At 63.3% G+C, this 25,827-nt stretch carries 24 protein-coding genes, 3 tRNA genes and 1 pseudogene; 8 read left to right on the top strand and 20 right to left on the bottom strand.

Going from position 1 to position 25,827, the window contains the following annotated elements:
• Nucleotides 1-40 precede the first annotated feature (40 nt).
• From EBI04_RS01830 to purH, 3 genes are read right to left on the bottom strand one after another with little or no spacing between them, the layout of a single operon-like run.
• Entirely contained in the window at nucleotides 41-382 is a 342-nt protein-coding gene (locus EBI04_RS01830; protein WP_038030209.1) for a type II toxin-antitoxin system PemK/MazF family toxin, read from the bottom strand.
• Nucleotides 373-621, bottom strand: a complete 249-nt coding sequence (locus EBI04_RS01825) for a hypothetical protein (protein ID WP_240695399.1) — start codon at nucleotides 619-621, stop codon at nucleotides 373-375. Before EBI04_RS01825 ends, EBI04_RS01830 begins: the two co-directional genes overlap by 10 nt.
• A 16-nt stretch (nucleotides 622-637) precedes the next feature.
• Nucleotides 638-2,128 (bottom strand): bifunctional phosphoribosylaminoimidazolecarboxamide formyltransferase/IMP cyclohydrolase, encoded by a 1,491-nt coding sequence (purH, locus tag EBI04_RS01820; protein WP_167481859.1) that lies wholly within the window; start codon nucleotides 2,126-2,128, stop codon nucleotides 638-640.
• Nucleotides 2,129-2,159: 31 nt separating this feature from the next.
• On the opposite strand from purH, the gene EBI04_RS01815 reads away from it, so the two are divergent.
• The 3 genes from EBI04_RS01815 (at nucleotide 2,160) to EBI04_RS01805 (ending at nucleotide 4,520) form a co-directional block, all read left to right on the top strand.
• Complete coding sequence (locus EBI04_RS01815; protein ID WP_135255793.1) at nucleotides 2,160-2,546, top strand: GatB/YqeY domain-containing protein; 387 nt, start codon at nucleotides 2,160-2,162, stop codon at nucleotides 2,544-2,546.
• A complete protein-coding gene (locus EBI04_RS01810) occupies nucleotides 2,543-3,091 on the top strand; it encodes an NUDIX hydrolase (RefSeq protein ID WP_135255792.1) in 549 nt (182 codons plus the stop codon). Before EBI04_RS01815 ends, EBI04_RS01810 begins: the two co-directional genes overlap by 4 nt.
• 130 nt (nucleotides 3,092-3,221) lie before the next feature.
• Nucleotides 3,222-4,520 (top strand): acetyl ornithine aminotransferase family protein, encoded by a 1,299-nt coding sequence (locus EBI04_RS01805; RefSeq protein ID WP_135255791.1) that lies wholly within the window; start codon nucleotides 3,222-3,224, stop codon nucleotides 4,518-4,520.
• Nucleotides 4,521-4,678: 158 nt separating this feature from the next.
• Here the strand turns inward: EBI04_RS01805 and EBI04_RS01800 are convergent, their stop codons facing one another.
• From EBI04_RS01800 to EBI04_RS01785, 4 genes are read right to left on the bottom strand one after another with little or no spacing between them, the layout of a single operon-like run.
• Complete coding sequence (locus EBI04_RS01800) at nucleotides 4,679-5,818, bottom strand: BMP family ABC transporter substrate-binding protein (protein ID WP_135255790.1); 1,140 nt, start codon at nucleotides 5,816-5,818, stop codon at nucleotides 4,679-4,681.
• A gap of 3 nt (nucleotides 5,819-5,821) precedes the next feature.
• Nucleotides 5,822-6,655, bottom strand: coding sequence for an ABC transporter permease (locus tag EBI04_RS01795; RefSeq protein WP_038068994.1), 834 nt, complete (start codon nucleotides 6,653-6,655; stop codon nucleotides 5,822-5,824).
• Nucleotides 6,655-7,704: an ABC transporter permease gene (locus EBI04_RS01790; RefSeq protein ID WP_135255789.1), complete on the bottom strand. Its 1,050-nt coding sequence runs from the start codon at nucleotides 7,702-7,704 to the stop codon at nucleotides 6,655-6,657. Before EBI04_RS01790 ends, EBI04_RS01795 begins: the two co-directional genes overlap by 1 nt.
• Nucleotides 7,701-9,170 (bottom strand): ABC transporter ATP-binding protein, encoded by a 1,470-nt coding sequence (locus tag EBI04_RS01785; RefSeq protein WP_135257839.1) that lies wholly within the window; start codon nucleotides 9,168-9,170, stop codon nucleotides 7,701-7,703. The genes EBI04_RS01790 and EBI04_RS01785 overlap by 4 nt, the downstream gene beginning before the upstream one ends.
• Before the next feature lie 355 nt (nucleotides 9,171-9,525).
• Between EBI04_RS01785 and EBI04_RS01780 the strand changes: the two genes are divergently transcribed.
• A complete protein-coding gene (locus EBI04_RS01780) occupies nucleotides 9,526-12,330 on the top strand; it encodes a beta/gamma crystallin-related protein (protein ID WP_167481858.1) in 2,805 nt (934 codons plus the stop codon).
• Between the two features lie 236 nt (nucleotides 12,331-12,566).
• Here the strand turns inward: EBI04_RS01780 and EBI04_RS01775 are convergent.
• From EBI04_RS01775 to EBI04_RS01765, 3 genes are all read right to left on the bottom strand, one after another.
• Nucleotides 12,567-12,642 (bottom strand) — tRNA-Arg (locus tag EBI04_RS01775).
• Nucleotides 12,643-12,679: 37 nt separating this feature from the next.
• Nucleotides 12,680-12,755, bottom strand: a tRNA-Gly gene (locus tag EBI04_RS01770).
• A gap of 1 nt (nucleotide 12,756) precedes the next feature.
• A tRNA-Pro gene (locus tag EBI04_RS01765) sits at nucleotides 12,757-12,833 on the bottom strand.
• A 72-nt stretch (nucleotides 12,834-12,905) separates the two neighbouring features.
• On the opposite strand from EBI04_RS01765, the gene tatA reads away from it, so the two are divergent.
• Nucleotides 12,906-13,070 (top strand): twin-arginine translocase TatA/TatE family subunit, encoded by a 165-nt coding sequence (gene tatA / locus EBI04_RS01760; RefSeq protein WP_038030191.1) that lies wholly within the window; start codon nucleotides 12,906-12,908, stop codon nucleotides 13,068-13,070.
• On the opposite strand, the gene EBI04_RS01755 is transcribed toward tatA, so the two are convergent.
• From EBI04_RS01755 to EBI04_RS01710, 10 genes and pseudogenes are all read right to left on the bottom strand, one after another.
• Nucleotides 13,060-13,797: a formate dehydrogenase accessory sulfurtransferase FdhD gene (locus tag EBI04_RS01755; protein WP_135255787.1), complete on the bottom strand. Its 738-nt coding sequence runs from the start codon at nucleotides 13,795-13,797 to the stop codon at nucleotides 13,060-13,062. The genes tatA and EBI04_RS01755 overlap by 11 nt on opposite strands.
• Complete coding sequence (locus tag EBI04_RS14040) at nucleotides 13,784-14,062, bottom strand: hypothetical protein (protein ID WP_444545752.1); 279 nt, start codon at nucleotides 14,060-14,062, stop codon at nucleotides 13,784-13,786. Before EBI04_RS14040 ends, EBI04_RS01755 begins: the two co-directional genes overlap by 14 nt.
• A 393-nt stretch (nucleotides 14,063-14,455) precedes the next feature.
• A complete protein-coding gene (nrfD, locus tag EBI04_RS01745; RefSeq protein WP_135255785.1) occupies nucleotides 14,456-15,232 on the bottom strand; it encodes an NrfD/PsrC family molybdoenzyme membrane anchor subunit in 777 nt (258 codons plus the stop codon).
• Nucleotides 15,229-16,005 carry a 4Fe-4S dicluster domain-containing protein gene (locus tag EBI04_RS01740; protein WP_135255784.1) on the bottom strand — a complete coding sequence of 259 codons (777 nt, stop codon included), beginning with the start codon at nucleotides 16,003-16,005 and terminating at the stop codon, nucleotides 15,229-15,231. Before EBI04_RS01740 ends, nrfD begins: the two co-directional genes overlap by 4 nt.
• Nucleotides 16,006-16,015: 10 nt before the next feature.
• Nucleotides 16,016-18,994, bottom strand: coding sequence for a formate dehydrogenase-N subunit alpha (gene fdnG, locus EBI04_RS01735; protein ID WP_135255783.1), 2,979 nt, complete (start codon nucleotides 18,992-18,994; stop codon nucleotides 16,016-16,018).
• 129 nt (nucleotides 18,995-19,123) lie between these two features.
• Nucleotides 19,124-20,190 (bottom strand): annotated as a pseudogene (locus EBI04_RS01730) (tetratricopeptide repeat protein).
• Between the two features lie 9 nt (nucleotides 20,191-20,199).
• Nucleotides 20,200-21,450 carry an ATP-dependent protease ATPase subunit HslU gene (locus tag EBI04_RS01725; RefSeq protein WP_135255782.1) on the bottom strand — a complete coding sequence of 417 codons (1,251 nt, stop codon included), beginning with the start codon at nucleotides 21,448-21,450 and terminating at the stop codon, nucleotides 20,200-20,202.
• On the bottom strand, nucleotides 21,447-21,989 hold the full coding sequence (hslV, locus tag EBI04_RS01720; protein WP_135255781.1) for an ATP-dependent protease subunit HslV: 543 nt from the start codon (nucleotides 21,987-21,989) through the stop codon (nucleotides 21,447-21,449). Before hslV ends, EBI04_RS01725 begins: the two co-directional genes overlap by 4 nt.
• Before the next feature lie 46 nt (nucleotides 21,990-22,035).
• Complete coding sequence (locus EBI04_RS01715; RefSeq protein ID WP_167481857.1) at nucleotides 22,036-22,416, bottom strand: nucleotidyltransferase domain-containing protein; 381 nt, start codon at nucleotides 22,414-22,416, stop codon at nucleotides 22,036-22,038.
• Entirely contained in the window at nucleotides 22,413-22,796 is a 384-nt protein-coding gene (locus EBI04_RS01710; RefSeq protein WP_135255779.1) for a HEPN domain-containing protein, read from the bottom strand. Before EBI04_RS01710 ends, EBI04_RS01715 begins: the two co-directional genes overlap by 4 nt.
• Before the next feature lie 69 nt (nucleotides 22,797-22,865).
• Between EBI04_RS01710 and EBI04_RS01705 the strand changes: the two genes are divergently transcribed.
• The 3 genes from EBI04_RS01705 (at nucleotide 22,866) to EBI04_RS01695 (ending at nucleotide 25,815) form a co-directional block, all read left to right on the top strand.
• A complete protein-coding gene (locus EBI04_RS01705) occupies nucleotides 22,866-24,260 on the top strand; it encodes a sigma 54-interacting transcriptional regulator (protein ID WP_135255778.1) in 1,395 nt (464 codons plus the stop codon).
• A gap of 61 nt (nucleotides 24,261-24,321) precedes the next feature.
• The gene (locus EBI04_RS01700) at nucleotides 24,322-25,545 is read left to right on the top strand and encodes a vWA domain-containing protein (RefSeq protein WP_135255777.1); all 1,224 of its coding nucleotides are present in this window, start codon (nucleotides 24,322-24,324) and stop codon (nucleotides 25,543-25,545) included.
• A 3-nt stretch (nucleotides 25,546-25,548) separates the two neighbouring features.
• The gene (locus EBI04_RS01695; protein ID WP_135255776.1) at nucleotides 25,549-25,815 is read left to right on the top strand and encodes a hypothetical protein; all 267 of its coding nucleotides are present in this window, start codon (nucleotides 25,549-25,551) and stop codon (nucleotides 25,813-25,815) included.
• Nucleotides 25,816-25,827: the final 12 nt, after the last annotated feature.

The raw sequence follows: 25,827 nt of genomic DNA, 5'->3' as shown, positions 1-25,827 counted from the left end.
CCCTTAGGTTTAAAGGAGCCCTGCCGGGCTCCTTTTTTTGTTACTCAAGACCCAAATGCTCCCGAATCCGAATGTCCAAAGCCTCTAGAAGGTCCCCAGGAAGCGTCCCCAGGTGCGCCCTAACCCTTCTGCGGTGAACATGGCGGATGAGCTGGACCTGGGCTTTGCTGTCCCGGTCCAAACCGGTGCGGTCTGCAGGAAGGAATAGCTCAAAGGGATAAATCCGGGAAATGTTGGAAGTTAAGGGCACCACCACCACAACCGGGGAGTAAGCGTTGGCCACATCGTTGGTCACCAGGATGGCGGGCCTCACCTTGGCGGCCTCCCCGGGGCTTCCCGGGTCAAAGTCTACTAGGAGGATGTCGCCCCTTCTCAGCTCCACGAGGTCTCTGCCAGGGTTTCCTCCAAGCCGGAGTCCAGGAGGGGATCCTGGAGAAAATCAGCATCCTTGGCTAGGGCGCGGTACCCCTGGGCAAGCTCCACCTCTCTCAAACGCTTCAGGGCCAAGGCGAACACCTCGCTTCTGGTAAGGCCCAGGCGGGTGCGCATCTCCTCCACGTACTGCGCCAGAATAGGATCCAGGCTTATGGTGTAGCGCACATGGGCTTTCACACGCAACATCATACCCCATGTGCGCCTAGTGCTTAAAGTGCCGCACCCCGGTGAACACCATGGCCATGCCCAGCTCGTCCGCCGCCCGGATGGAATCCTCGTCCCGTACGCTTCCCCCGGGCTGGATGATGGCGCTGATGCCAAACTCCCCCGCCAGGCGCACCACGTCGTCAAAGGGGAAGAAGGCATCCGAGGCCAATACCGCCCCCCTGGCCTTCTCCTTGGCGGTCTTCAGGGCATGCTTGGCGGAGGCGTAGCGGTTGGTCTGCCCCACCCCGATGCCCAGGGTCTGGCCCCCCTTGGCCACCACGATGGCGTTGGACCGCACGTGCTTCACCACCTTCCAGGCGAAGAGGAGGTCCTGCCACTCCTCCTGGGTGGGGGCCTTTTGCGTGACCACCTTGGGCTCCATGGGATCCAGGGTATCCGCATCCTGGAGAAGCACCCCACCCCTAAGGCGCCTCAAGTCCAGGTAGGCTCCCTGGGCGGGGAAGGGCACCTCGAGGAGCCGGAGGTTCTTCTTGCGGGAAAAGACCGCCAGGGCCTCCGGGGTGAAGCCCGGGGCCAGGACCACCTCCAAAAAGACCTCCCTCATGGCCTCCGCCGTGGGTCCGTCCACCTCCCGGTTAAAGGCCACGATGCCCCCGAAGATGGAAACCGGGTCCGCCTCGTAGGCCTTCCGGTACGCCTCCAAAGGACCTTCCCCCAAGGCCACCCCGCAGGGGTTCTGGTGCTTGATCGCCACGCAAGCAGGGCCCTCAAACTCCGAGACCAGGTTCCAGGCGGCCTCGGCGTCCAGGTAGTTGTTGAAGCTCATGGCCTTGCCCTGGAGGACCCGGGCCTCCAAAAGAGGCCCCTTTTCCCCATAAACCCGGTAAAGGGCCGCTTCCTGGTGCGGGTTTTCCCCGTAGCGCAAGGGGCTTTCCCGCCTGAGGACCAAAAACTTCTCGGGGGGGAACTTCTCTCCGGCAAGCCACTCGGCGATGGCGGCGTCGTAGCTGGCAGTGTGGGCGAAGGCCTTGCGGGCAAGCTCCCTGCGGAACTCAAGGGAAGGGCCTTCCTCGAGGGCCTGAAGCACCCGAGGGTAGTCCTCAGGGTCGCACACGGGCAGGACCGCCATGTGGTTCTTGGCCGCCGCCCGTAGCATGGCGGGGCCCCCGATGTCGATCTGCTCCAGGGCCTCGGCGAAATCCGCCCCCCTGGCCACCGTCTCCCGGAAGGGGTAGAGGTTCACCGCCAGGACCCCGATCCGCTCAAAGCCCAGGGCCCTGAGCTCCTCCTCCTGGTCGGGCCGGGCGAGAAGCCCCGCATGCACCTTGGGGTGGAGGGTCTTGACCCGGCCCTCGAGGACCTCGGGAAAACCCGTGAAGTCCGAGATGTAGGTGACGGGAAGCCCCGCCTCCACCAAGGCCCTGTGGGTACCCCCGGTGGCCAAGAGCCTATAACCCAGCTCTAAAAGCCCCTGGGCGAAGGGCACGAGCCCCCTCTTGTCGGAAACGGAAAGAAGCGCCCACATAAGGTGCATTCTACCGGCTACACTAAGGGGGATGAGCATCTACGAGGCCATCAAGGAAACCATCAAGGAGGCCATGAAGGCCCGGGACCAGAAGACCCTGGACTTCGCCCGGGTGGTGAAGGCGGAGCTGGACCGAAAAGGGGATGGCAAACCCCTGCCCGATGCCGAGGCGGTGAAGGTGCTCAAGGCCCTGCGCGAGATCGCCCTGGAGCAGGGCAATACCTTTGAGGTGGAGTTCCTGGACCGCTTCCTCCCCAAGGAGATGAGCGAGGAGGAGATCGAGGCCTGGATCCGGGAAAACATAGACCTGTCCCAGTTCAAGACCCCCCTGGCCGCCATCGGGGTGGTGACCAAGGCCCTGGGCCCCAGGGCCCCCGGGGAGAAGGTGCGCCGGGTCATAGAGCGCTTGGCGAGATGAGCCCCTGGAAGCGCCTCGAGCTGGAAGAAATCCTCTCCGAGCCCGTAAGGCTGGTGCGGGAAAGGTTGCGCACCCACACCGGCAAGGAGCTCACCTACATCTACCGCCCGGGGCCGGTGGCAGCGAGTTTCGTCCTTCCCGTGACCGACAAGGCCACCGCCCTCCTCATCCGCCAGTACCGCCACCCCACGGGCAAGTTCCTCCTGGAGATCCCCGCGGGCAAGGTGGATCCCGGGGAAACCCCCCTGGAGGCTGCCCAAAGGGAGCTTTTGGAGGAGGTGGGCGCCGAGGCCAGGCGGTTCTTCCCCCTTCCCCCCTTCCACCCCCAGCCCTCCTTCACCGCGGTGGTCTTCCACCCCTTCCTGGCCCTTCAGGCGGAGGTGGTGGCCAAGCCGGCCCTCGAGGACGGGGAGCTTCTGGAAACCGTGGAACTCCCCCTTCCCGAGGTCTACCGCCTCCTGGAGACCGGGGAGATCCAGGACGCCTCCACCGCCCTCACCCTCTTCTACGCCCGCCCCCACCTGGAAGCCGAAGGCCTCCTGTAAAACCCCCACCCTGCCCTCGCCCGGATACCCCTGTGGGGCACGATGTAGCGGGAAGGGGTATAAAAAGCCGTATCTGGGTGCATAAAACGCGCCTGGGAAAGGGGCCAGGGGCTTGGTAGACTGGCCCCGTATGAAACCCAGCATCCACACTCCGCTTCCCGGTCCCAAGGCCAAGGCCCTCCTGGAAAGGGGTCAGGAGGTCCTCTCCCCTTCCTACATCCGCCCCTACCCCTTTGTCCCCGCCCGGGGGCAGGGCGTGTTCCTGGAGGACGTGGACGGGAACATCTTCCTGGACTTCATGGCGGGGATAGCGGTCAACACCACCGGCTACGCCCACCCCAGGGTGCTGGAAGCCGTGCGGGCCCAGGCGGAGCGCTTCGCCCACGTGTGCTTTTCCGACTTCACCCACGAGCCCACCCTTTCCCTGGCGGAAAGGCTGGTGGGGAGGCTCGGCGGAGGCTACCGGGTCTTCTTCGGCAACTCCGGCACCGAGGGGATCGAGGCCGCCATCAAGCTGGTGCGCCACCACACGGGAAGGCCTTACCTCCTGGCCTTTACCGGGGCCTTCCACGGCAGGAGCCTGGGCGCCCTCTCCCTCACCGCCAGCAAAAGCGCCTACCGCAAGGGCTTCTCCCCTCTCCTTCCCGGGGTGGTCCACGTCCCCTTCCCCAATCCCTTCCGCCCCCCCCTGGGGGCAAGGCCGGAAGAGGTGGGGAAAGCGGTGCTGGAACACCTGGAGCACCTTTTCCGCACCGTGGTGCCCCCGGAGGAGGTGGCCGCCTTCTTCCTGGAGCCCATCCAGGGCGAAGGGGGATATTTGGTGCCTCCGCCGGGCTTCATCCCCGAGCTCAAGGCTCTTCTGGAACGCTACGGCATCCTCCTGGTGGCGGATGAGGTGCAGTCGGGCGCTGGCCGCACCGGGCTCTTCCTCGCCCTCGAGCACGAGGGGGTCAAGGCGGACGTCTACGTCCTGGCCAAGGGCCTGGCCTCCGGCTACCCCCTGAGCGCCCTTCTTTTCCGGGAGGAACTCGCAAGCTGGCGCCCCGGGGCCCACGGCACCACCTTTGGCGGCCAGGCGGTGGCCGCCGCCGCCGCCCACGCCACCTTGGACCTCCTGGAGGCGGGTCTCATGGAAAACGCCAGGCAGGTGGGGGCCTACCTCCTCAGGGAGCTCAAGGCCATGCAGGGCCGCTTCCCCTTCCTGGGGGATGTGCGGGGGAGGGGGCTCATGATCGGCCTGGACTTCGGCACCCCAACGGAGGAGCGGCCCGACCTCAGGGACAAGGCGGTGGAGCTGGCCTTCAAGAAGGGGCTTCTCCTCCTCCCCGCCGGGCCTTCCGCCCTCCGCATCGCCCCGCCCCTCATCCTCACGGAACAGGAGGCGGCCCTGGGTCTGGAGATCCTCGAGGAGGTCTTCCAGGCGCTCTAGCGCCCTCCTGCCCCAGGGCAAGGGGTTCAGAAAACCCTTCACCGGGGCCATGCTGGAGTGGCTACAGGGCGCGATACCCGGCGAAGCGGTTCGCTTAAAAGCCAGGGGGGATGAAAACTGGGCCAGGGAGAACCTCCCTGGCCCCAAACCTTCGGGTTCTATTTGGGCTCTCCGGGCCAGTCCCCCACCACCCCCGGCGCCGCCCACTCCATGGTGAGGAGCTCCTGGAGGGTGGCCTTTTTCCCCGCCGGGATTCGCAACACCCCCTTCCGGTCCTGGATGGGACCCGTGAAGGGGTCAAAGGTGGGCTTGGGGCTCTGCATATCCTTCAGAAGGGCCATGATGCGGTCGTAGACGCTCACCTTCTTCCCGCCCACCGTCATCTCTGCCTTCTGCAACAGGGGCACGTGCTTGGGGTTTATGGGCACCCCGTAGTCCGCCCCCATCTCCACCGCCTTGTGCTGCAGGAGCCAGAAGTAATCCACATTCTCCAGGTTCTTGGCGGTGTAGACCCCCTCCTTCACCTTCTTGAGGAAGTCAATGTAGATCACCTCCCAGTGGACGATCTGGCCGGAGACCACGTGGTCGGGAGCGAACTTCAGCATGGGGGTGTAGTGGCCGAAGGAGTAGGCCCCCTTCTTGGCCGCCGTCTGGATCACCGTGGGGGTGTCCTCGGTGAAGGCAAAGACGTCCGCCCCTTGGGCCAGAAGGGCCTCCGTGGCCTCTCGGGCCTTGGCCGGGTCGTACCAGGCGTTGATCCAGCGCACCAGCACCTGGGCCTTGGGGTTCACCGCCCTAACCCCCAGGGTGAAGGCGTTGATGTGGCGCTTCACCTCAGGGATGGGGAAGGCGGCCACATACCCCACCTTGCCCGTCTTGGAAAGGGCCCCGGCAGCCAGGCCGTTCAGGTAATAGACCTGGTAGAAGTCCGCCATGTAGGTGGCCACATTGGGAGCCCGCTTGATCCCGGTGGCGTGGGCAAAGATGACGTTCGGATACTTCTTTGCCCCCTCGAGGACCGCCTCCATGTACCCGAAGCTGGTGGCGAAGATCACCTGGCACCCCTCCTTCACTAACCGGTCGATGACCGGAAGGGCCTGGGCCTCGGGCACGCTTTCCACATACCGGGTTTCCAGCCAGGGAAGGGCGGCCTCCGCCTTCTTCCGCCCTTGATCGTGGGCGTAGGTCCAACCCGCATCCCCGATGGGCCCCACGTAGATAAAGCAGGCCTTGAGCTTATCCCCTTGGGCCCACACCAACCCCAACGCCAATAGCAGCAAACCCAGAATCCTCCTCATCCTTCACCTCCCCCGGTCAAAGGGCTGGCCCAGGGCCTTGGGGGCCCGGGCGCGGCCCGAGAGGGCCAGGACCAGGATAACCAAAAGGTAGGGCATGGCGGCAAAGGCCTCGGACGGTATAGGTACACTGCCCTGCAAACGGAACTGCAGGAAGAACAGGAGGCCAAAAAAGTAAGCCCCCAGCACCGCCCTTAAAGGCTGCCAGCCCGCCAGGATCACGAGGGCGATGGCCACCCAGCCCAGCCCCGAGGTCATGCCGTCCGTCCAGGAGGGGCGGTAGGCCAGGGAAAGGTAGGCCCCAGCCAGGCCGATCATCCCGCCCCCCAGGGCCAAGGCCAGGTACCGCACCCCGTCCACGCTCACCCCGAAGAGATCCGCCGCCTTGGGGTTCTCCCCCACGCTCCTCAGGTAAAGGCCATAGCGGGTGCGGGAAAGGAGGAGGTGGAGGCCCAGGGCCAGGATCAAAGCCAGCCCGGCCAACACCCCTTCCGGCAGGGGGTCGGGCAAGGGGGTTCCCTCGTACCGCTTCCCCAACAGCCCCGAGGCCCCAAGGCCCAAGGCGGCCAGGGCAAGCCCCGCCACGAACTGGTTGGCCCGGAGAAACACGGCGAAGACGCCCAGGAAAAGGCCCAGCAAGGAACCCACCCCAACCCCGCAAAGAACCCCCCAAACCGGCCCGGCCTCGAGGGCCGCGGCAAAGGCGGCCAGGGCAGAAAGCGCCATCATGCCCTCCACCCCCAGGTTCACCACCCCTCCCCGCTCGGAAAGAAGGGCCCCCAGGGAGGCCAAGAGTATGGGCGTCCCGAAAAGTACCGCGCGCACCAGAGCCTCTTCCATCAGCGCCTCCAGACCAAGCGACGTTGGCTCAAGGCCTCGGCTCCGATGAGGCTGAGGAGCAAAAGCCCCGCCACCACGTCCACCACCCGAAAGGGCATGGAAAGGGCAAGCTTCAAGGCATCCCCCCCGGCCAGGATGAGGCCGAGAAGGGGGGCGGTAAAGAGCGCCCAAAGGGGCCTTCCCCGGGCCAGCCAGGCCACCAGGATGGCGGTGAAGCCGTACCCCAGGGAGATCTGGGCGGGCTCCAAAAGCCTCAGGTGGATGCCCGCCACCTCCCCCACCCCCGCCAGGCCCGCAAGGAAACCGGAAAGAAGCGCCGCCAAGAGGATCAGCCTGCCCCCCTTAAGGCCCAGGTACCGGGCAGCCTCCGGGTTTTCCCCCAGGATGCGCCATTCAAAGCCCAAGGGGGTGCGGAAGAGCAGGAGCTGAAGCCCCAAGGCCGCCGCAATCCCAAGAAGCAGGGTGGGCCAGTGCACCAGGGTATCCCCCAGGCGGGGAAGCTGGGCCTCCGGGGGAAACCGGTCCGTGTAGAGGAAGCCAAAGACCATCTGCCCCTTCCAGGGTCCCGCCACCAGGTAGACCACCAGGTAGTAGACCAGGTAGTTCTGCATGAGGGTGGTTAGGATCTCGTTGGCCCCAAAGCGCACCCGAAGCCAGGCGGCAAGCCCACTCCAAACCGCCCCCAGACCGCCCCCCAAAAGGAACATGAGGGGCAGGGTCCAGGGTCCGGGAGGCAGGAAAAGGGCCACGTAGCCTCCTCCCACCGCCCCCATGAGAAGCTGCCCCTCCGCCCCGATGTTGAAAAACCCTACCCTAAAGGCCAGGGCCAAGCCTGCCCCGATAAGGAGGAGGGGGATGGTGCGCCGCCCTACCTCGGCCAGGCCCAAGGAATCCCCCAGAGGGGAGAGAAGAAGCCCGTAGGCCTTTAGCGGGGATACCCCATAGAGGAGGAAAAGAAGGCCTAAAAGCAACAAGGCCAGGGCCACGACCAGGCTATAGGCCAAGAACACCTTCCAGGGGCTTGGGCTAGGATCCAGCTCCCACCTCATACCCGCCCCTCCGTCATCATCCGCCCCAGCCGCTCCCGGTCCGCCTCCTCCCGGGGAACGGGCCCCACGAAGCGCCCGTGGTACAGGGCCGCCACCCTATGGGAGAGGGCCAGGATCTCGTCCAGGTCCTCGCTGACCAAAAGCACGGCCGCACCGCCTTGCACAAGCTCCAGGATACGCCCGTGAACCTCCTCGGTGGCCCCCACATCCAGCCCGTAGGTGGGGTGCATGGCCAAGAGAAGGCGAGGCCCCCCCTGGAGCTCCCGGGCCAGGATCACCTTCTGCACGTTTCCTCCCGAGAGGAACCGCACCGGGGTGCGGGGGGAGGGGGTGCGGATGCCGTAGCGCTGGATCAAGCCCTCCGCCTCCATTTCCATGGCCCGGTAATCCAGCAAGCCCCTGCGAACAAAGCGAGGGTAGGTTCTAAGGGCCAGGTTTTCGGCCACGCTCATGCCCCCCACCACCCCCATGCTCCGCTCCTCGGGAATATGGGCCACCCCTTGGCGGAAGAGGCCCATGGGGTCCCGGGGCCAGGGCTTGCCAAGGAACCGCACCCGGCCCTGGTGGGGCCTGAGACCCGCCAGGGCCTGCACGAGCTCCGCCTGCCCGCTTCCCGCCACCCCCGCAATCCCCAGCACCTCCCCTGCCCGCAAGGCGAAGGAAACCCCCTGGACGGGGAAACCGTGCCGGGGCACCAGAAGGTCCTCCACCTCGAGGACCACTTCCTCCCGGGGCGGGGGCACCTTGGGGGGCGGGGCCAGGCTCCGGCCCACCATGAGGCGCACCAGGAGGTCCTTGTCCGCCTCCTGGCGCCAAACCTCCCCCACCTTCTCCCCGGCCCTAAGCACGGCAATCCGGTCGGCGATGGCCAGGACCTCCTCCAGCTTGTGGCTGATGAAGATCACCGCCAGGCCCAAGGCCTTGAGGCGCCGGATCTCCTGGAAGAGCCCCTCCACCTCCTTGGGGGTAAGGACGCTGGTGGGCTCGTCCAGGACGAGCACCCGGGGGCGGTTAAGGAGGGCGCGAAGGAGCTCCACCCTTTGCTTCTCCCCTGCGGAAAGACGGGCCACGGGCGCCTCGAGGTCCACGCCCAAAGGATGCCCTTCTAAAAGCGCCGCAAGCCGCCTCACCAGAGCCCGGCGGGAGAAAGCCAGGGGCAGGTCCAGGCCCAGAGCCAGGTTCTCGGCCACGGTGTGGGCCTCAATGAGCTCCGGATGCTGGGGCACCAAGGCGATGCCCAGCCGCTGGGCGGCCTTGGGGGACGGGATACGTACCTCTTTGCCCTCCAGGAGGATCCGCCCCTCATCCGGGGCATAAAGGCCGTAGAGGATGCTCACCAAGGTGGTCTTCCCCGCCCCGTTTTCCCCCAGAAGGGCCAGGACCTCCCCCCGGGCCACCGCGAGGGTGATCCGGCGGTTGGCCACCACGGAACCAAAGCGCTTGGTGATGTTCTCCAGTTTCAGCATGGACCGGGCCACAAGGGCCGGCCTTGAGGATACCACGCCCCAAAGAGCCGAGGCCTCCCGAGGTCGAGCAGATTGGAGTTAACTGGTCCTGAAGGCTGGGAATCCGTAGCCGTCCAACAAAAGGATGAAGGCGGAACCCCCATCCGCTGGCTACAAGCCCGTGCCCGCCATCCAGGGGATCCCGATGTGTTCTGGGAACTCTGCCCATACCCTTGCCGCTATATGGGGACCCAAGACAGGCCCAGCGCCGGTTGGCAAAATCTTCTCATGGTGCTATTCTGAGTAAAGAAGCCGGTTCCCAGACAACTTCTTGCCCATGGTTCCGTTCCGCAACCTTGTAAACAGGAGGTCCCGGGTGAAGACGCCGGTTCAAGTTTTTTTGACCACCGCGCATGCGATGGCATTGGTGGTTATTTTGTTCCTTGGGCTCCCCGCGCCCGCTTACGGCCTCTCCATGGGCTACCACTATGACCTTATTCGTGAGGCAATGCGACAGGAGGGATTCGGGAAAGACGCTTTCAGCATAGCGCTGGCGGCAAACTCCTATACCGACCTCTTCCAAGAGCAGGCTGTGGAATGGGTCATCGACGATGATTTTGCCAGGGCGTCAAAGCAGCTAGTGGACTTCCTCCACTTCGACGGGCTACCTGAAGGGCAGTGGATTAACCGCTATTGGCGACAGCTAATCCACAATACTCATGCGGCGCTCACCGAAAAGGTTCGCGCCCAGGACAGACTGGGTGCGCTGATGGTCATGGGTGTCACGCTCCACGTTGTGCAGGATTTCTATGCTCATTCGAACTGGGTAGAGCTTGATCTCCCTCGGCGCTCCGGTATCAAAGACGCCACCTATTTTGACCTCTCGCCAAAGCAACTAGAACCACTTCTCAGCGGAAGCGTCGTTTGGGGACAGAATGGTCTGTTCACCCACTGGGAGGGAGGGCTTAGCCACGATGCTCTGCACAAGGATCACGCAGGCAAGCCCTATTTTGATCAGGCGTACCGTTGCGCCTATAAAGCGTCCCTGCAGTGGCTACGTCTTATGCGGAAATGGATAGTGGATGATATGAGGAAACCCGATTTCTGGAATAGCCTGCAGGGCTTTCAGTTCACGGGGAATCGAGGACACCTCTACACCCTGACCAACTTTGACGAGGGCACAATACGATGGCTAAGCACCTACGGCGGTGCATGGAAAACCCCGCGACAGTGGGGCGAAAGCGATATATTTGCGGATGATATGCCCAATGTACCGGGTATTGGCATCACGCAGCAGTCCTCAGGCTATCCCTTTCTCGGTAGAGAATGGTTTTCAAACGCTTCTCTAATCGCCCGGGACCTGTTCGAGGTGCGGCTGAAACTCAACGGCACGTATACCCTGATCAAGTTGCTGCGCGTGGAAAATTTAAACGTGGTACACGGTTATGTAGATTCCCTGCTCCCTGTGGATAATGCTGTCATCTCCAATGCCATCTCCTTCCTGGCAAAGTCAACCCAGAGCGACTATTACCGTGTGAAATGGCTGAGAGTGCGCATTCCTGAAGCGATGGATTTAGATACGGGTGCGGGTTGGGACAACGTAAATAACGAGGAGGTGGGGGGAACCAGCGACTATTGGGTGATGTTCATAATAAATGGCGAAACCGAACATCCCTACACGGAAGCAGAGTATGTGGATAGCAGCCACTCCTATCCGGTCTGGGGAGTGATCAAACCCCTCTGGGGTACCCAACCGGTACGCGTGCAAATCCACATGTTCGAAAGCGACCCCACAAACCATAAGGACGAGGAAATGGATATCGCTCCCGGTGACCCCAAGGCGTTTTTGTTGGAGTTCGACCCAGAAACGGGAAGTTACGGATCGCAACTCGGATATCAGATATGGCGGACTCCAGGCGGGGGCTACTTTATTAAAAGCGACGGCACAGGAGACATGCGGGCCCGAATATACGTCAGCGTCTGGATGATGGAAGATTTCCCCCAGCCGCCCTCGTATCCGGTTTTTTATGCCGACAGAAACTATGACGGCCTATTCTTGCCCGTTCTGAACGATCGCGCAAGGCTCGAAGTAAATGGCTTTAACGATAGAGTTTCCTCCCTGTGGATACCACCTTGGGGTTGGTCCCTAGACCTTTACGAACACTCAAATTATCAAGGCAGGGTACTCACCCTAACCCATCCTGAGGCTTATCTGAACAAGATGGGATGGGAGGACAGAATCAGCTCTGTACGTGCCCCCCGACGGCCACAGAATCTGCCCCCGTTTGCTGTCCTGTGGGATGGGAAAGACTTCACGGGAGCAGCGCTTCCACTTCTCCAGTCTTTGCCTAACCTGAGCACCTATGGTTTTTATGCGGAACTTGACGCTTTTAAGTTTAACGACAAAACCTCTTCCATTGAAGTTCCTATTGGATGGACTCTGGAGGTTTACGAACATCCCCATTTCGAGGGAAAATCCACGCAACTGACCGGTAGCGTTGCCGACCTCTCCAGGATAGGTTGGGATAACAGGATATCCTCCGTACGGGTTATCCCATCTGTTGAGCGAAGGGAGGGTTCTGAACGTGAAGCGATACTGGCTGCGTTAGGAGAAGCTTTGAAGCGATTCCCCGACGAGGACCCAGCTGGCTTAGGTTTCAGGTACGAGCGTGCGGACGTGCGTCTGTCCCAGGATATAGATGTCAGGTTAAAGCTGAGGCACCTCATAGAAAAAGACGGATGGGCGTGGGTGGAGGCCCAAGGGGAAAATTATGCCTTCGAGGTTATCGCCCTCTTGCACAAGGAGGGCGAGCAATGGAGGGTAAAGGGCGTCGTTAACCCCGCTTATGTGGCTTGTCCTGAGGAGTCCGTGGATGTGCTTGCTTTTCTGTACAGAAGCTTCCAGGAAAAATTACCCCAGGTTCCTACGGAGATATTTCCCGAGGTACACCCTGAGCGTGAGGCAATCCTGCATACACTTCAGGGCGCAGTGCCCATAGAGAAAGTGGTGTTTCTCGTGAAGGAGTTCTCCCTACATGCAGGCGAGGCTCGGCTGATTGCCTATCCCCGCACCCCAAATGGCTTGGGGCAGTTTGAACCGCTCATCGCAGTGCTAAGGAAGGACAACCAAGGCTGGGAAATCGTGGACGTTCGCACGGGAACCGTCGATCACGGTGAGTAGGTTGAGCTATCGATACCTCCTCCCTCCAAATTATGCTCCTTAGCCGTCCCTCTATAAGGCCTGCGGGAAGGATTTACCGGAGTCACCACCCTGGCGGAACTGGGGTTTGGCGGAAGTGGGGTGGGAGGTAAAAGCGCTCTGGGGCGGCCAGGCTTAGACCATGGAGCGAGTTTCGGTGCGGTTGCCGCACAAAAAGTCCCCGCCCCCCAAGGGGGCGGGTTTCCCCATCCTGGACCTGGCGGGCCCGGAGGGATTCGAACCCCCGACCTACCGCTTAGAAGGCGGCTGCTCTGTCCCCTGAGCTACGGGCCCATAAGCGAAGCCGGGGTGAAACTTCACCCCGGCCATCTGGAGCGGGAGACGGGACTCGAACCCGCGACCCTCGGCTTGGAAGGCCGATGCTCTACCAACTGAGCTACTCCCGCGTGGTCGGGGCGGCCCGATTTGAACGGGCGACCCCCTGCTCCCAAAGCAGGTGCGCTACCGGCCTGCGCTACGCCCCGGGGCCTAAGGCCACCCCAGAGGCCACGATAACACTTGACCTCAAGAGGGTCAAGGCGTGCTACAATGGCCCCATGCGCTTAGGTCCGGTGGAAATCCTCCTCATCCTTCTCGTCATCCTCCTCCTCTTCGGCGCCAAGAAGCTTCCCGAGCTGGCCCGGGGCATTGGCCAGTCGGCCAAGGAGTTCAAAAAGGGCCTCCAGGAGGGCGAGGAGAAGAAGGAAGAGCCTAAGGCCTGAGAACCCCTTCGGGTACCGGCATACCGCCTGGGGCGTAGAGGCGGTAGCCTGTTGGGCGCACGTAGGCCGCCAGGGCCAGGCCGTAGCGGCGGGCCAGGCCCACCGCAGGGGCAGTTGCCCCCGTGCGGCTTGCCAGGAGCACCGCTCCCATGCCAATGGCCTTGCCCGCCATCTCCTGGCTCACCCTGCCGGTTACCGCCAAGAGCACGGGAGGCCGCATGTCCTCCAGGAGCATGTACCCTGCCAGGCGGTCCACGGCGTTGTGGCGGCCGATATCCTCGTTGAGGTAGAGAAGCCGTCCGGAAAGGTCAAAGAGGGCCGCTCCATGTATGCCTCGGGTCCGGGCGTAGCGCACCGCATGCTGGCGCAGCTGGGCCATGAGCTCCAGGGGCAGTTCGGGATCCAGGGGTACCTTCGGCAAGGGGGAAAGCCTGGGTTCACCATAGCGTAGCCCCGCAGCGCAACCGCTATCCCGCACCCCCACCCCCTTCTCGGGATCCCCGGGCAGGTCCACGGCCACCACCCCTTCGCCCACCAGCCACCGCACCCCCTCGAGGCCCGAAAGCACCCCGCTCAGGAAGAGATGGCCTAGGGCCAGGTAGACCTCATCCCCAGGGGTATAGCTGAAGGAAGCCCAGGGCTTGCCGTTCACCAAAAGGAGGAATCGCTCCTCCTCCGGCAAGGGATAGGCTTCCTCCTGAAAGCGGCCCCCTTCAAACCTCCACATCCTCCTCCTCCGCCAGGGCGTACCAAGCAGCCTGGGCCCTAAGGACAGCTAGATCCAGATCCGCTTTCAGCCTCAGGTCCTGAACCACAAAGCGCTCCCCGCAGGAACGGCACACATAAACCCGGTAAGGGCCCTCCTCGTAGTACGCCAGGTGGTCCGCTCGAGCCTCTCCACAGTAAGGGCAGGCCAAGCGCAAGGCCCGGAAGCTGGTATCGCAAAAGGCACAGACGTGAAAGCGACGCCCTTCCGCATCAAGGTATCCCACATCCGGAAAGCCTCCACACGCAGGGCAACGCTCCGCCCAGTCCTTCCCCGGGAGGTCACTCTCCCCTTCTTCCGGCCAGGAAATAAGCCGCAAGGCTTGGTGAAGCCAAAAAGCATAAGCTGGATCCTCCGGAACCTCACCCCTTCGCAAGCGCTTCGCATCCTCCAAGAGCTTGCCTTGGGTAGGAAGCCGCACGCCGGAAAGTAGACCCGGAGCCACCTGCTCCACCGCCTGTTGCACATCCAACAGGGCTTCTTTTAAAGCTTCCGGCCAGGGTTCTCGACGCCTCGCAAGCTGGCTCAACCTACGGTGCACCGCCTCCAGGATTTCCACGGGTTTACCTCCCTTAGGGCAAAGGGTACCCCCGCCCCTAAAGGGGCGGGGGCTTTAAGGTTACACTTGGCCTGCCATCACCACGAAGTAGCGGAGCAAAAAAGCCCCCACCAGGGTGAGAAGGGCCGCCAGGGCCGCGTTCCTCCGCTCCAAGAAGAGGGGCAGACCCCACCCTACCACCACAAACCCCCAGAAGGCCCAGGCCAGAGGACCTACCAGGAGGGCCAAAACACCAGGAGTGGCAGCCGGATACGTCCAGATGAGGTGCAAGGCCAAGACTGCCCCTTCCACGAGGGCGGAGGCAATGACCAAACGGCTCAGCTTTTCATGGGGATACCAAAGCCGCAAGAGCGCCCCTCCCGCCGTGGCCGCCGAGGCTAAGAAGAGCCAGGGAAGCAGGGGAGAGGCGTTCCAGAAGGGCTTGGCGGTTTGCATCAGGAGCACCGCGGTGTACCCCACCACCAAAGCCGCCAGCACCGCTACTCCCTGCTGCACTCCCCTAGAGGTGGGCCTAAGGTAGACCCACAAAAGCCCAGCCCCAGCCAAGACCAAGAACCAACTGCCCAGCCACATGACCGAAGCCGGGTGAAAGCCGTTCAAGAGAAGGTTAAGAAACCGCAAAGGTTGGCCTAGGTCTATGACCAGCAAGCCAGCGCCCACCGCCACCCCTAGGAACGCCCACAGGGCGCTACGACGCACCAAACCCTGGTCCTTGTCGTAGAAGAGGACGCTGAGCAAGTAAGCCCCCCCTGTGGTTCCCGCCAGGAAGAAGTAAAGGGCAATCCAAAAACCCCAGTGCTCCTCGCCCATAGGGTTGGGAAGGTTTACGGTGATCATTGACCGCCTCCTTTGAGGGCTTCGCGCCGCTCCACGATAAACTTAAGCCCCGCCCCCAGGGCCGCAGCGGCGATGCCAGCAGAGAGCCAGCCTGTGGCCGCCCGCTTCTCCGCCTCCCGGACCGCCTTAGGTAAGTCGTATTGGCTCGGGTGCTCGGTGAGCACATAGAGGACGTGGGTGCCCCCAAGCTCCGCTAGTCCGTAAACATTGGCCCTGGCATAACCCCGCTCTTTGAGCACCCGCACCCTTTCTTCTGCCAAAGCCCGGATCTCCTGATACGTCCCAAAGGTCAGAGCATCGGTGGGGCAGGCCTTGACGCAGGCGGGCTGGTCGCCATTGGAGATGCGGTCGTAGCACATGGTGCACTTGTGGACCACCCCTCGAGCCTCGTCAAAGTGGACCGCCCCATAGGGGCAGGCCTGAACGCAGGAGCGACAGCCGATGCAGGTCTTCTCGTCCACCGTGACCACCCCACCTTCCCGGTGGGCCATGGCCCCAGTGGGGCAGCTCACCACGCAAGGGGCGTGGGTGCAGTGCATGCAAGACCCGCGGATGAAGTCAAAATAGGGGTCGCCATCCGGCCTCAAGCCCTCGTAGTAGCGCATGGAGATCCAGGTATGGGCCGTAAGCCTGGGGGGGTTGGTGTAGCTTCCCCGGTTCTCCGTTTTTTCCGCCTCGAGGTCATTCCACTGCTTGCAGGCCACCTGGCAGGCCTTGCAGCCGATGCAGCGGCTGGCGTCAAACAGGATGGCATAGTCCTTCGGGTTCGGCATCCCCCACCTCCTACGCCTTCTCAATCCTTACCAGGAAGGCCTTGGTCTCCTGGATGAAGCTGTTGGGGTCCAGGGCCTGGGGCGTGAGCTGGTTGGCCGAGTCGCCGGGGTTCCCGCCCTGGTAGCCCCAGTGGATGACGATGCCCACCTGGTGCAACGTCTTGTCCCCCACCTTCACCGGCTGGACCCTGGGGGTGACCAGGGCCACCGCCTTCATCTCGCCGCGGGCACTTTTGATGCGCACCCATTCCCCGTTCTTGACCCCCAGGCTCTTGGCCAGCTCCACGTCCATCTCCACAAAGGGGTCAGGCTGGAGCTCCAAAAGCCAGGGGACGTTGCGGCTCATCATCCCGGTGTGCCAGTGCTCGGTGAGGCGGTAGGTGGTGGCCACGATGGGGTACTCCTCGGGGCTGCCGTAGACGTCCAGATCCCCCACCCAGACCTTGCACACCGGGTTCTTGTCCTGGCCGGAGATGAGGTTGGCCAAGGCGCTCTCCCAAGGCTCGTAGTGTTCGGGGAAGGGGCCGTCCTTAAGCTGGGCAGCGAAGAGCCTCCCCACCCCCTCGGGAAGCATGATGAAAGGCAGGGCTTTCTCCGGGGGCGCCACGCCGTCGGGAACGTCCCCTTCCCACTTCTCCTCTTTTGGATTCCAGCGCACCAGCCACTTGGCGGGGTTCCTGGGCTGGCCCTTAAGGTCCGTGGAAGCCCGATTGTAGAGGATTCGCCGGTTGGCGGGCCAAGCAAAAGCCCAGTTCTGGTAAAGCCCCAGCCCCAAGGGGTGGGTGTCCCTGGGATCCCGGCGGGCCATCTTGTTCCCCTCCTCGGTGAAGGCCCCGCAGTAGAGCCAGTTGCCGCAGGCGGTGGTGCCGTCGTCCCGGAGGTCGGCGAACCTGGCCATGAGCTTCCCGGTGGTGAGGTCGTAGCCGTTGTACTCCTTGGCCACCTCCTCCGCCATATGCTCGGAGTGCTCCCACCAGGAGAGGTTCAGGATGGCTTCCTTGTTGGGCCCACCCTCCTCCGCATAGAGCTTCTTAAGGCGCCGTACCAGCTCGGTGAGGATCCAGAGTTCATCCTTGGCTTCACCTGGAGGATCCAGAGCCTTGTCGTACCACTGGGCCCAGCGGCCGGTATTGGTGATGCTCCCGGACTTCTCCGCCCACACCGCCGAAGGCAGGAGGAAGACCTCGGTCTGGATGGCCTTGGGGTCCACCCCAGGCCGCTTCCAGTGGGCGGCGGTCTCCGTTTCCATGGGGTCCACCACCACCAGCCACCTCAGCTTGTCCAGGGCCTTCCGGGCCAGGTTGACGTTGGCGGCGGAGTTGGCGGGGTTTTGCCCGATAGCGATAAGCCCCTCGATGCGGCCCGCCAGCATAGCGTGGAAGAGGGCATAGTGGGAGTAATCGGCGCTCTGGTCGGGGATGCCGTCCTTATGGGGGGAGAGCTTGGGCAGGTAGCCGTAGGCCTCCTCAGGGGCCACTTTGGGCCACCAGGCCTTCAGGAGGCTCACGAAGTACTTGGGGTAGTTCTGCCACCAGTTGGCGGAGGGAGCGTAGTTGGCCTTGGGTACCCGGGAGCCCAGCCATTCCTTCAGGGTGGGCTTGTCTCCGCTGGGGAGGCCCAGGTAGCCGGGGAGGTCGTGGTAGAGAAGGGCGAAGTCGGTGCTCCCCTGGACGTTGGAGTGGCCGCGGAGGGCGTTCACCCCGCCCCCTGGAATGCCGATGTTGCCCAGGAGGAGCTGGACGATGGCGTAGGTGCGGATGTGCTGGGTGCCGTAGGTGTGCTGGGTGGCCCCCATGGCGTAGGTGATGGTGCCCGCCCGGTCGGGGCGCCCTGTGGAGGAATAGAGGTCGTAGATGGCCAGGAGCTTCTCCACGGGGATACCGGTGATCTTGGAAACCACCTCGGGGGTGTAGCGCTCGTACTGCCGCTTCAGGATTTGGAAGACGCAGTGGGGGTCCTGCAGGGTGGGATCGGTCTTGACCTGGCCGTTTTCGTCCACCTGGTAGGCCCAGGTGGAGGTGTCGTAGGTCTTCTTCTCAGGATCGTAGCCGGAGAAAAGCCCGTCCAGCTCCGTGGCCGTCTTGAACTCCGGGTGGACCAGGAAGGAGGCGTTGGTGTAGTGCTTGACGTAGAACTCATCGTAGCGCTTGTTCTCCAGGATGTAGCGGATCATGCCGCCCATGAAGGCGATGTCGGTGCCCGGGCGGATCTGGGCGAAGAGGTCGGCTTTGGAAGCGGTGCGGTTGAAGCGGGGGTCCACCACGATGAGCTTGGCCCCCCGCTCCTTGGCCTCGAGGATCCAGCGGAAGGTGAGAGGGTGCTGTTCTGCTGGGTTCCCACCCTGCACCAAGATCACATCAGCGTTCTTGAAGTCAATGGGGTGGTTGGTCATGGCCCCGCGCCCAAAGCTGTTGCCCAGGGCCGGAACCGTGGAGGAGTGGCAGATGCGGGCCTGGTGCTCAATGTAGACGATGCCCAGGGCCCGGAAGAGCTTGCTCATGGCGTAGGCCTCCTCGTTGGAGCCCACGCTGGTGCCCAAGGTGGCGATGGCCTCCGTGCGCCGCACCGTCTGGCCCTGGTCGTCCACCTCCACCCAGCCCCGGTCCCGGGTGTCCTTGATCAAGTGGGCGATCCGGTCCAGGGCCCATTCCCAGTCCTTCTCCTCCCAGCGCTCAGAACCCGGGGCCCGGTAGAGGACCTTGGTGACCCGGTATGGGCTTTGCACAAACCCCCGGGCCGCCTGGCCTTTGGAGCAAAGGGCCCCTTGGTTGATGGGGTGGTCGGGGTCGCCCTCGAGGTTGACTAACCTCCCCCCCTGCACCGCTGCGATCATCCCGCAACCCGTGGCGCAGTAAGGGCAGATAAGGGGCTTTTCCCCTATGGGCTTGCGCAACACAGGCCGGGCACCTTGGGCCATCCCCCGTTCGAGGAAAAGAGCCCCTCCCGTGACCGCGCCCGCCAAGCCGATAAACTTGCGGCGGGTGAGCATTTCTTCACCTCCTTCTCACCCCTTATACCCCCGCCCCGTTAGGCTGTCCAGGGGCAAAAGTCCTTAAAGGGCACCCCGTCAGGGATGCCCTTTAAGTGATTTCATTCACTACCAGGTTGGCAATACCCCCTAAAGCCGCTTAAGCACCTCCTCCGCCTCCCTGTAGCCGGGCTTCAGCTTTAAAGCCTCCTGGCACTGGTACCGGGCACCCTCCTTGTCCCCCAGCTTCTCGTTGGCCAGGCAGAGCTGGTATCGGTACTCGGCCCGCTTGGGCTCGAGGCGCACCGCCACCGTAAGGCGGCTTTTGGCCTTCTGGGCATCCCCCAGGGCCAGGTAGATCTGACCCAGGTAGTAGTAGGCCACGGGGAAGCGTAAGGGAGCCAAGGCCACCGCATTCTCCAAGGCCACCCCCGCCTCCTTGTGGCGGCCCAGGACGAAATAGGCCTGGCCCAGGGTGTACCAGCCCTCGGCGTCCAAGGGCTTGAGGCGGTGGCCTTCCTCCAAAACCCTCGCCGCCTCCTCCGCCCGGCCCTTCAGCAGGAGGGCCGAGGCATAGCGAACCCTTAGATTCCCATCCTGGGGTGAAAGCTGGACTGCTTTGCCGTACTGCTCCAAGGCCTCATCCAAGCGGCCTGCTGCCAGATAGAGCTCGGCCAAAGCCGCCCTCACCTCTGCGGAATCCTGCAGGCTAAGGGCCTTCTTAAAGGCCTCCTCCGCCTTGTCCGCCTGGCCCAGGAAGGCGTAGACCAGACCCCTTTGGGCGTAAAGGGGAGCGTAACGGGGGTTCACCCGCTCGGCATCGCGCAACACGGTAAGGGCCTGCTCTAAGTAGGTCTTACCTTTCTCCCGATCCTCCGAGGCCCGAAAGAGGGCCACGTAGGCCTCGGAGAGGACCATGTACCCCCCGATGTACCGGGGGTTCCTGGCCACCAGCCCCTTGGCGTTCTCCAAGGCGGGGTTAAGAAGCCCCACTTTGAGCTGGGCCCGGGCCAGCCAGTAGACGATATCCGGGTCCTGGGGCTTCTCCTTCAAGGCCCGTTCAAAAAGCTCCAAGGCCGCCTCGTACCGGCCCAGGGCGTAAAGCTGCACCCCAAGCCGGAAGGTATCCTGCTTCTCCACCTGGTTGGACGGGGGTGGGGGGTCTGGGCTAGACTGGGTACAGCCAGTAAACCCAAAGCCAAAAGGATCCAGCGCATCTTTCCCTCCTAAAGCACAAACCGCGTCAGGTCCGGGGAAGCGAAAACCGCCTCCAGCCTTTGCTCCACGTAGGCCCGGGTGATCTCCACCCGACCCAGGTTTGTCTGGAAGCTGACCTCCTCCAGCACCCGCTCCAAGACCGTGGCTAACCTCCTGGCCCCGATGTCCTCGAGCTCCTGATTGGCCCGGTAGGCTGCTTCAGCAATGGCCTTCAGGGCGTCCTCGTGAAAGACGAGTTCCGTGCCGTCTGCCCTCAAAAGCTCCGTGTACTGGCGGATCAAGGAGTTTTCCGGCTCCTTCAGGATGCGGTAAAACTCCTCGGGGCCCAAGGGGGAAAGCTCCACCCGGATGGGGAACCGGCCCTGGAGCTCGGGGATCAGGTCCGAGGGTTTGGCCACATGAAAGGCTCCTGCGGCGATGAAGAGCACATGCTCGGTGGACACCGGACCGATGCGGGTGGAAACCACCGTACCCTCCACGATGGGCAGGAGGTCCCGTTGGACCCCCTCGCCGGACACATCCGGCCCCACCGTACCCTCCCGACGGGCCACCTTGTCGATCTCGTCAATGAAGACGATCCCGTCCTCCTGGGCCCGCCTTCTGGCCTCCTCCTTCAGCTCCTCCTTATCGATGAGGCGTTCGGCGTGCTGGTTCTTGAGGACCTCCCGGGCTTCCTTCACCGTCATGCGCTTGCGCACCGGCCGCTTGGGAAGCAGGCCCTTGAGCATCTCCCCCATGCCGCCAAAGCCCTCACCCCCGAGAACACCCATGAAGGGCAGGCTTATCTCCTCCTCCACCTGCACCTCCACCGAGAGGCTATCCAGCCGCCCCGCGCGCACCTCGGCCACGGAGGCACGCAGGAGGGTGGCCAGCTCCTCCTCGGCCAAGGCCAGGGCTTTTTCCTCCACCTTCTTCTTCATTTCCTCCATCACCAGCTGGTAGCTGGCCTCCGCCAGATCCCGCACGATGGCGTCCACGTCCCGGCCCACATAGCCCACCTCGGTGAACTTGGTGGCCTCCACCTTGACAAAAGGAGCCCCCGCCAGGCGGGCCAAGCGGCGGGCGATCTCCGTTTTGCCCACCCCCGTGGGCCCAATCATGAGGATGTTCTTGGGGGTCACCTCCCGAGCCACCTCGGGCGGAAGTTTCTTCCGGCGGTACCGGTTTCTTAAGGCCACGGCCACCGCCCGCTTGGCCGCCTCCTGCCCCACGATGTGCTTGGAAAGCTCCCGAACGATCTCCGCGGGCGTGAGGTTCATGCTTCCCCCAGGGTGAGGACCGTTACCTGTCCCGAGGTGTAAAGGTCCACTTCGGCAGCAATTTTAAGCGATTCCTCGGCGATCTCCCGAGCGGAAAGGCTGGAGTGCCGGTAGAGGGCCTTGGCCGCCGCCAAGGCGTAGGGACCCCCAGACCCCACCGCCAAAAGGGGTTCTTCCGGGGTGATGACCTCGCCGCTTCCGGAAAGGAGCACCATCCCCTCCCGGTCGGCGGCGATGATCATGGCCTGAAGGTGGCGCAACACCCGGTCGGTGCGCCAGAGCTTAGCGGTTTCCACCGCCCCCTTGAGCAGGTTGCCCTTGGCCTCCTTGAGCTTCTCCTCAAAGCGTTCCAGAAGGCTCAGGGCATCCGCCACCCCGCCGGCAAAACCCACCAGGACGCCTTCCCCCACCTCGAGGCGCCTCACCTTCACCGCCCCCCGCTTGAGGATGGTCTGGCCGAAGGTAACCTGGCCATCCCCGGCCAAGGTGGTGACCCCATCCTTGCGCACGGCCAAGATGGTAGTGCCATGGATCTCCACGAGAGGCACCTTACCCCTAGGGGATGAGAAGGGCGTTAGGCGAGGGTTATGAGGGGAAGGATGCCAGGCCCCTCAGGCGAGCCCAGGCCCCTTCCCGTTCAAAAAGGGGAATACCCTCCTTCAAAGCCGCATGAACCAGGCCTTGCCCCTCCGAAAGACCCTTTACCGCTTCCTCCCAGGTGTAGGGAAAGACCTCCACCCCCCGGATCCCCTCCGGCCGGTAGAGGACCAGGCGCTCGGGGAAGGGCAGGGGGGAGCTTTCCAAAAGGACAAAGAGGTCCGCGTCGCTCATGGCCGTGGCCTCCCCCCGGGCTAAGGAGCCGAAGAGGACCACCGCCAGGACCTCCGGCCGCTCAGCCAACCTGGCTGTCACCTGTTCCAACTCCGCACGGCGGGCCTGCGGATCAAAGGGAAAAATCCGCATCACAACACCTCCTCCACAAACCTTAGAACCTTCTCTGCCAAGCGGATGGCCTCCTCCGCCTCCCCACGGGTATAGGCCCTGGCGGCAGGTCCTGCGGGGTGGGCGTCGGGATACCAGGTGGGGATGTAATACTTGTCCAAAACCTTGGCTGCCTCCAAGAGCTCTTCCGGCACCTCTATCTCCCCTGGCAAACCGCCCAGGAGATCCTGGATAGAGTGTCCCCAAGCCACTTGGCCTCGGGCGAGATGGAGCCCTTTCAGCGCTGCTTCCGCAGCCTGCTGGGAAGCAAAGCAAGCCCAGGCGTAGTCCTCGAGGCCCAGGCTTCCTATGGCATGGCGCAGGTTGTACCTGGCTTGTTCCACCCAGTCCCTCGCCCGGTTCACGCCCCCATGCTAATCCCTTGCCACCCTCCGCCACAAATCCCTAACTCCCTCTGGCCCTAAACTGGAGGGGTGAAGGCCAAGACCCTCGGCGAACTCCGGCGCACCTATCCCTTGGATAAGCTCAAGCGCACCGTCAAGGACGAGGCCCGGGAAAACCTTAAGGAAAAGCTCCGCAAGGGGGAAAGGCTTTTCCCAGGCATCCACGGGTACGAGGACACCGTCATCCCCGCCTTGGTCCAGGCCATCCTGGCCAAGCAAAACTTCATCCTTCTGGGCACCCGGGGCCAGGCCAAAAGCCGCATCCTTCGCAGCTTGGTTAACCTTCTGGACGAGGAAATCCCCGCCCTGGCCACGGAACTTAGGGATAACCCCCTAAGACCCATCTCGCCGGAAGGGAAGCGGCTTCTGGAGGAGGCCGGAGACGAAGCTCCCATCGTCTGGATAACCCGGGAGGAGCGCTATGTGGAGAAACTGGCTACCCCCGACACCACCGTGGCCGACCTCCTGGGGGACATGGACCCCATCAAGGCAGCCCGCAAGGGAACGGGGATGGCGGACCTGGAAAGCATCCACTTTGGCCTTCTTCCCCGGGCCAACCGGGGCATCTTTGCGGTGAACGAGCTGGCGGACCTGGCCCCCAAGGTGCAGGTGGCCCTGTTCAACATCCTCGAGGAAGGAGACGTGCAGATAAGGGGCTACCCCATCCGCCTGCCCTTGGATGTCTGGCTGGTGTTCACCGCCAATCCCCAGGACTACACGGCCAGGGGACGGATCGTTACCCCCCTCAAAGACCGCATCGGCAGCGAGATCCGCACCCATTACCCCAAAACCCTCGAGGAGGGCCTTAGGATCAGCGCCCAGGAAGCCTACGTACCGGAAGAAGTGGTCCTCCCCGAGTGGATCCGCCTTTCCGTGGAAGCGGTGGCCTTCGCCGCCCGGGAGGACCGCCGGGTGGACCAGACGGCCGGCGTTTCCCAGCGCCTTTCCATAAGCCTTCTGGAAGTGGTGGCCGCCAGCGCCGAAAGGCAGGCTCTTCTTCAGGGCACCAGGCCCGTGGCCCGCCCCCTGGATCTGTATGCGGGGCTTCCCGCCATCACCGGGAAGCTGGAACTGGAGTACGAGGGGGAGCTACAGGGGGCGGAAAAGGTGGCCCGGGACCTGGTGCAAAGGGCCTTTGGCATGGTCCTCCCCCGCTACCGCCTGCGGACCGAGGCCATCGTGGCCTATTTTGAAGAGGGAAACCTCCTCACCCTGCCCGAGGGAAGCGTGGAGGAAGCCCTAAACGCCATGGAGGAGGTTCCGGGCCTCCTGGAGGCGGCAAGGGCCCTGGCGGAAAGCCAGGAGCCTGAGGTGCTTCTTTCGGCGGCGGAGTTCGTCCTGGAGGGGCTCGTAGGGAGGAGGAAGCTGGCCCGGGGAGAAATGAGCTACCAGGCGGCGGAGAGGACGCGGAGCTATGGCAACTAGCCTGGAGCGAGACAAGTAAGAAGCCATACGGAGCTTATGGGCCAGGTGCTGAGGAGGATGAATGAAGGCCATTCGCTATAGCCGCTACGAGGGAAGCCTCGAGGACCTCTCCCCCGAGGAGATCCTGAGCCTCCTCGAGGACTTCCTCCTGGACTCCGGGTTTTCCGATCCCTTCCAGCGCTACGACCCCGACCCCGAGCGACAGCCCACCCTGGAGGATCTCTACGATGCGCTTCTCGAGGCCCTCCTCAAAAACGAGTTGGTGCCGGAGGACTGGCTTAGGGAAGCCCGCTTCGCCGACCACAAGGAGGAAACCCGGCTCCATCAGGCCATTACCCGCATGATGGAAAAGCTCCGTGAAGCCGGGTATATCCGCCTTCCTGGAGAAGATCCCACCAACCCCGCCCAAGGCGGGTACAAGGGCGAGGCGGGTGAGGCCCGCTTTGAGCTCACGGAAAAGGCCTCGGATTTCCTGGGCCTAAAAAGCCTCCGGGAGCTCCTGGGGGCTCTGGGCCGAAACGCTCCTGGGCTCCACCCCACCCCCCACCACGCCCCAGGGGTGGAGAAGACAGGGGAAACCAAGGAGTGGGAGTGGGGAGACCCCTTGGAGCTCAACGTGCCCGAAACCCTCAAAAAGGCCATGGCCAAGGGACTTACGGAGCTCTCCCACGGGGACCTGGTCATCGACCTCTCCGAGTACACGGCCAGCATGAGCACCGTGGTCCTCTTAGACTGCTCCCACTCCATGATCCTCTACGGGGAGGACCGCTTCACCCCTGCCAAGAAGGTGGCCCTGGCCTTGGCCCATCTGATCCGCACCCAGTACCCCGGGGACCGGGTGCGCTTCGTCCTCTTCCACGACACCGCCGAGGAGATCCCCCTTTCCCGGCTCCCCCTGGCCCAGGTGGGCCCTTACCACACCAACACCAAGGCGGGGCTGGAGCTGGCCAGGACCCTCTTGAAAAAGATAGGCGGGGAGATGCGGCAGATCATCCTCATCACCGACGGCAAGCCCTCGGCCATCACCCTTCCCAGCGGGGAGATCTATAAAAACGCCTGGGGCCTTGACCCCGTGATCCTGGCGGAAACCCTAAAGGAAGCCACCCTGGCCCGCAAGGAAGGCATACCCATCCACACCTTTATGCTGGCCCGGGAACCGGAACTCCTGGCCTTCGTGAAGAAGCTTTCCCAGATCACCCGGGGCAAGGCCTACCTCACCCACCCCGGCAACATCGGCCGGTACCTGCTCCTGGACTTCCTAAACAAGAAGGTCCAAAGGAACTGAGCCATGAAGCCCCTCAAGCACCAGGGAGCCTCTCACCGGAAGGGGAACGGGAAAACCCTCTGGGTTTTCCGCCTGAGTCTTCTTCTGGAAAGGCTCCGTCCCCGTGTTTACCTAAAACCCCCTCCCGCTCTGGTGCAGGAGCTTCAGCAGGTGCGCCTACCCCTCCGCCTGGACCTCCCCTACTACGCCGCCCATTCAGGCCAGGAGTACGTGTTAATTCCCTGGGATACCTACATGGAGGAGGGGGAGGAAATCCTAAGAAACCTCTGAGGAGGCTATGGG

Source organism: Thermus caldilimi (genome assembly GCF_004684245.1).
Taxonomy (GTDB): domain Bacteria; phylum Deinococcota; class Deinococci; order Deinococcales; family Thermaceae; genus Thermus; species Thermus caldilimi.
The sequence above is the reverse complement of the archived record's forward strand: the minus strand, read 5'-3'. Positions and strand labels throughout refer to the sequence as shown.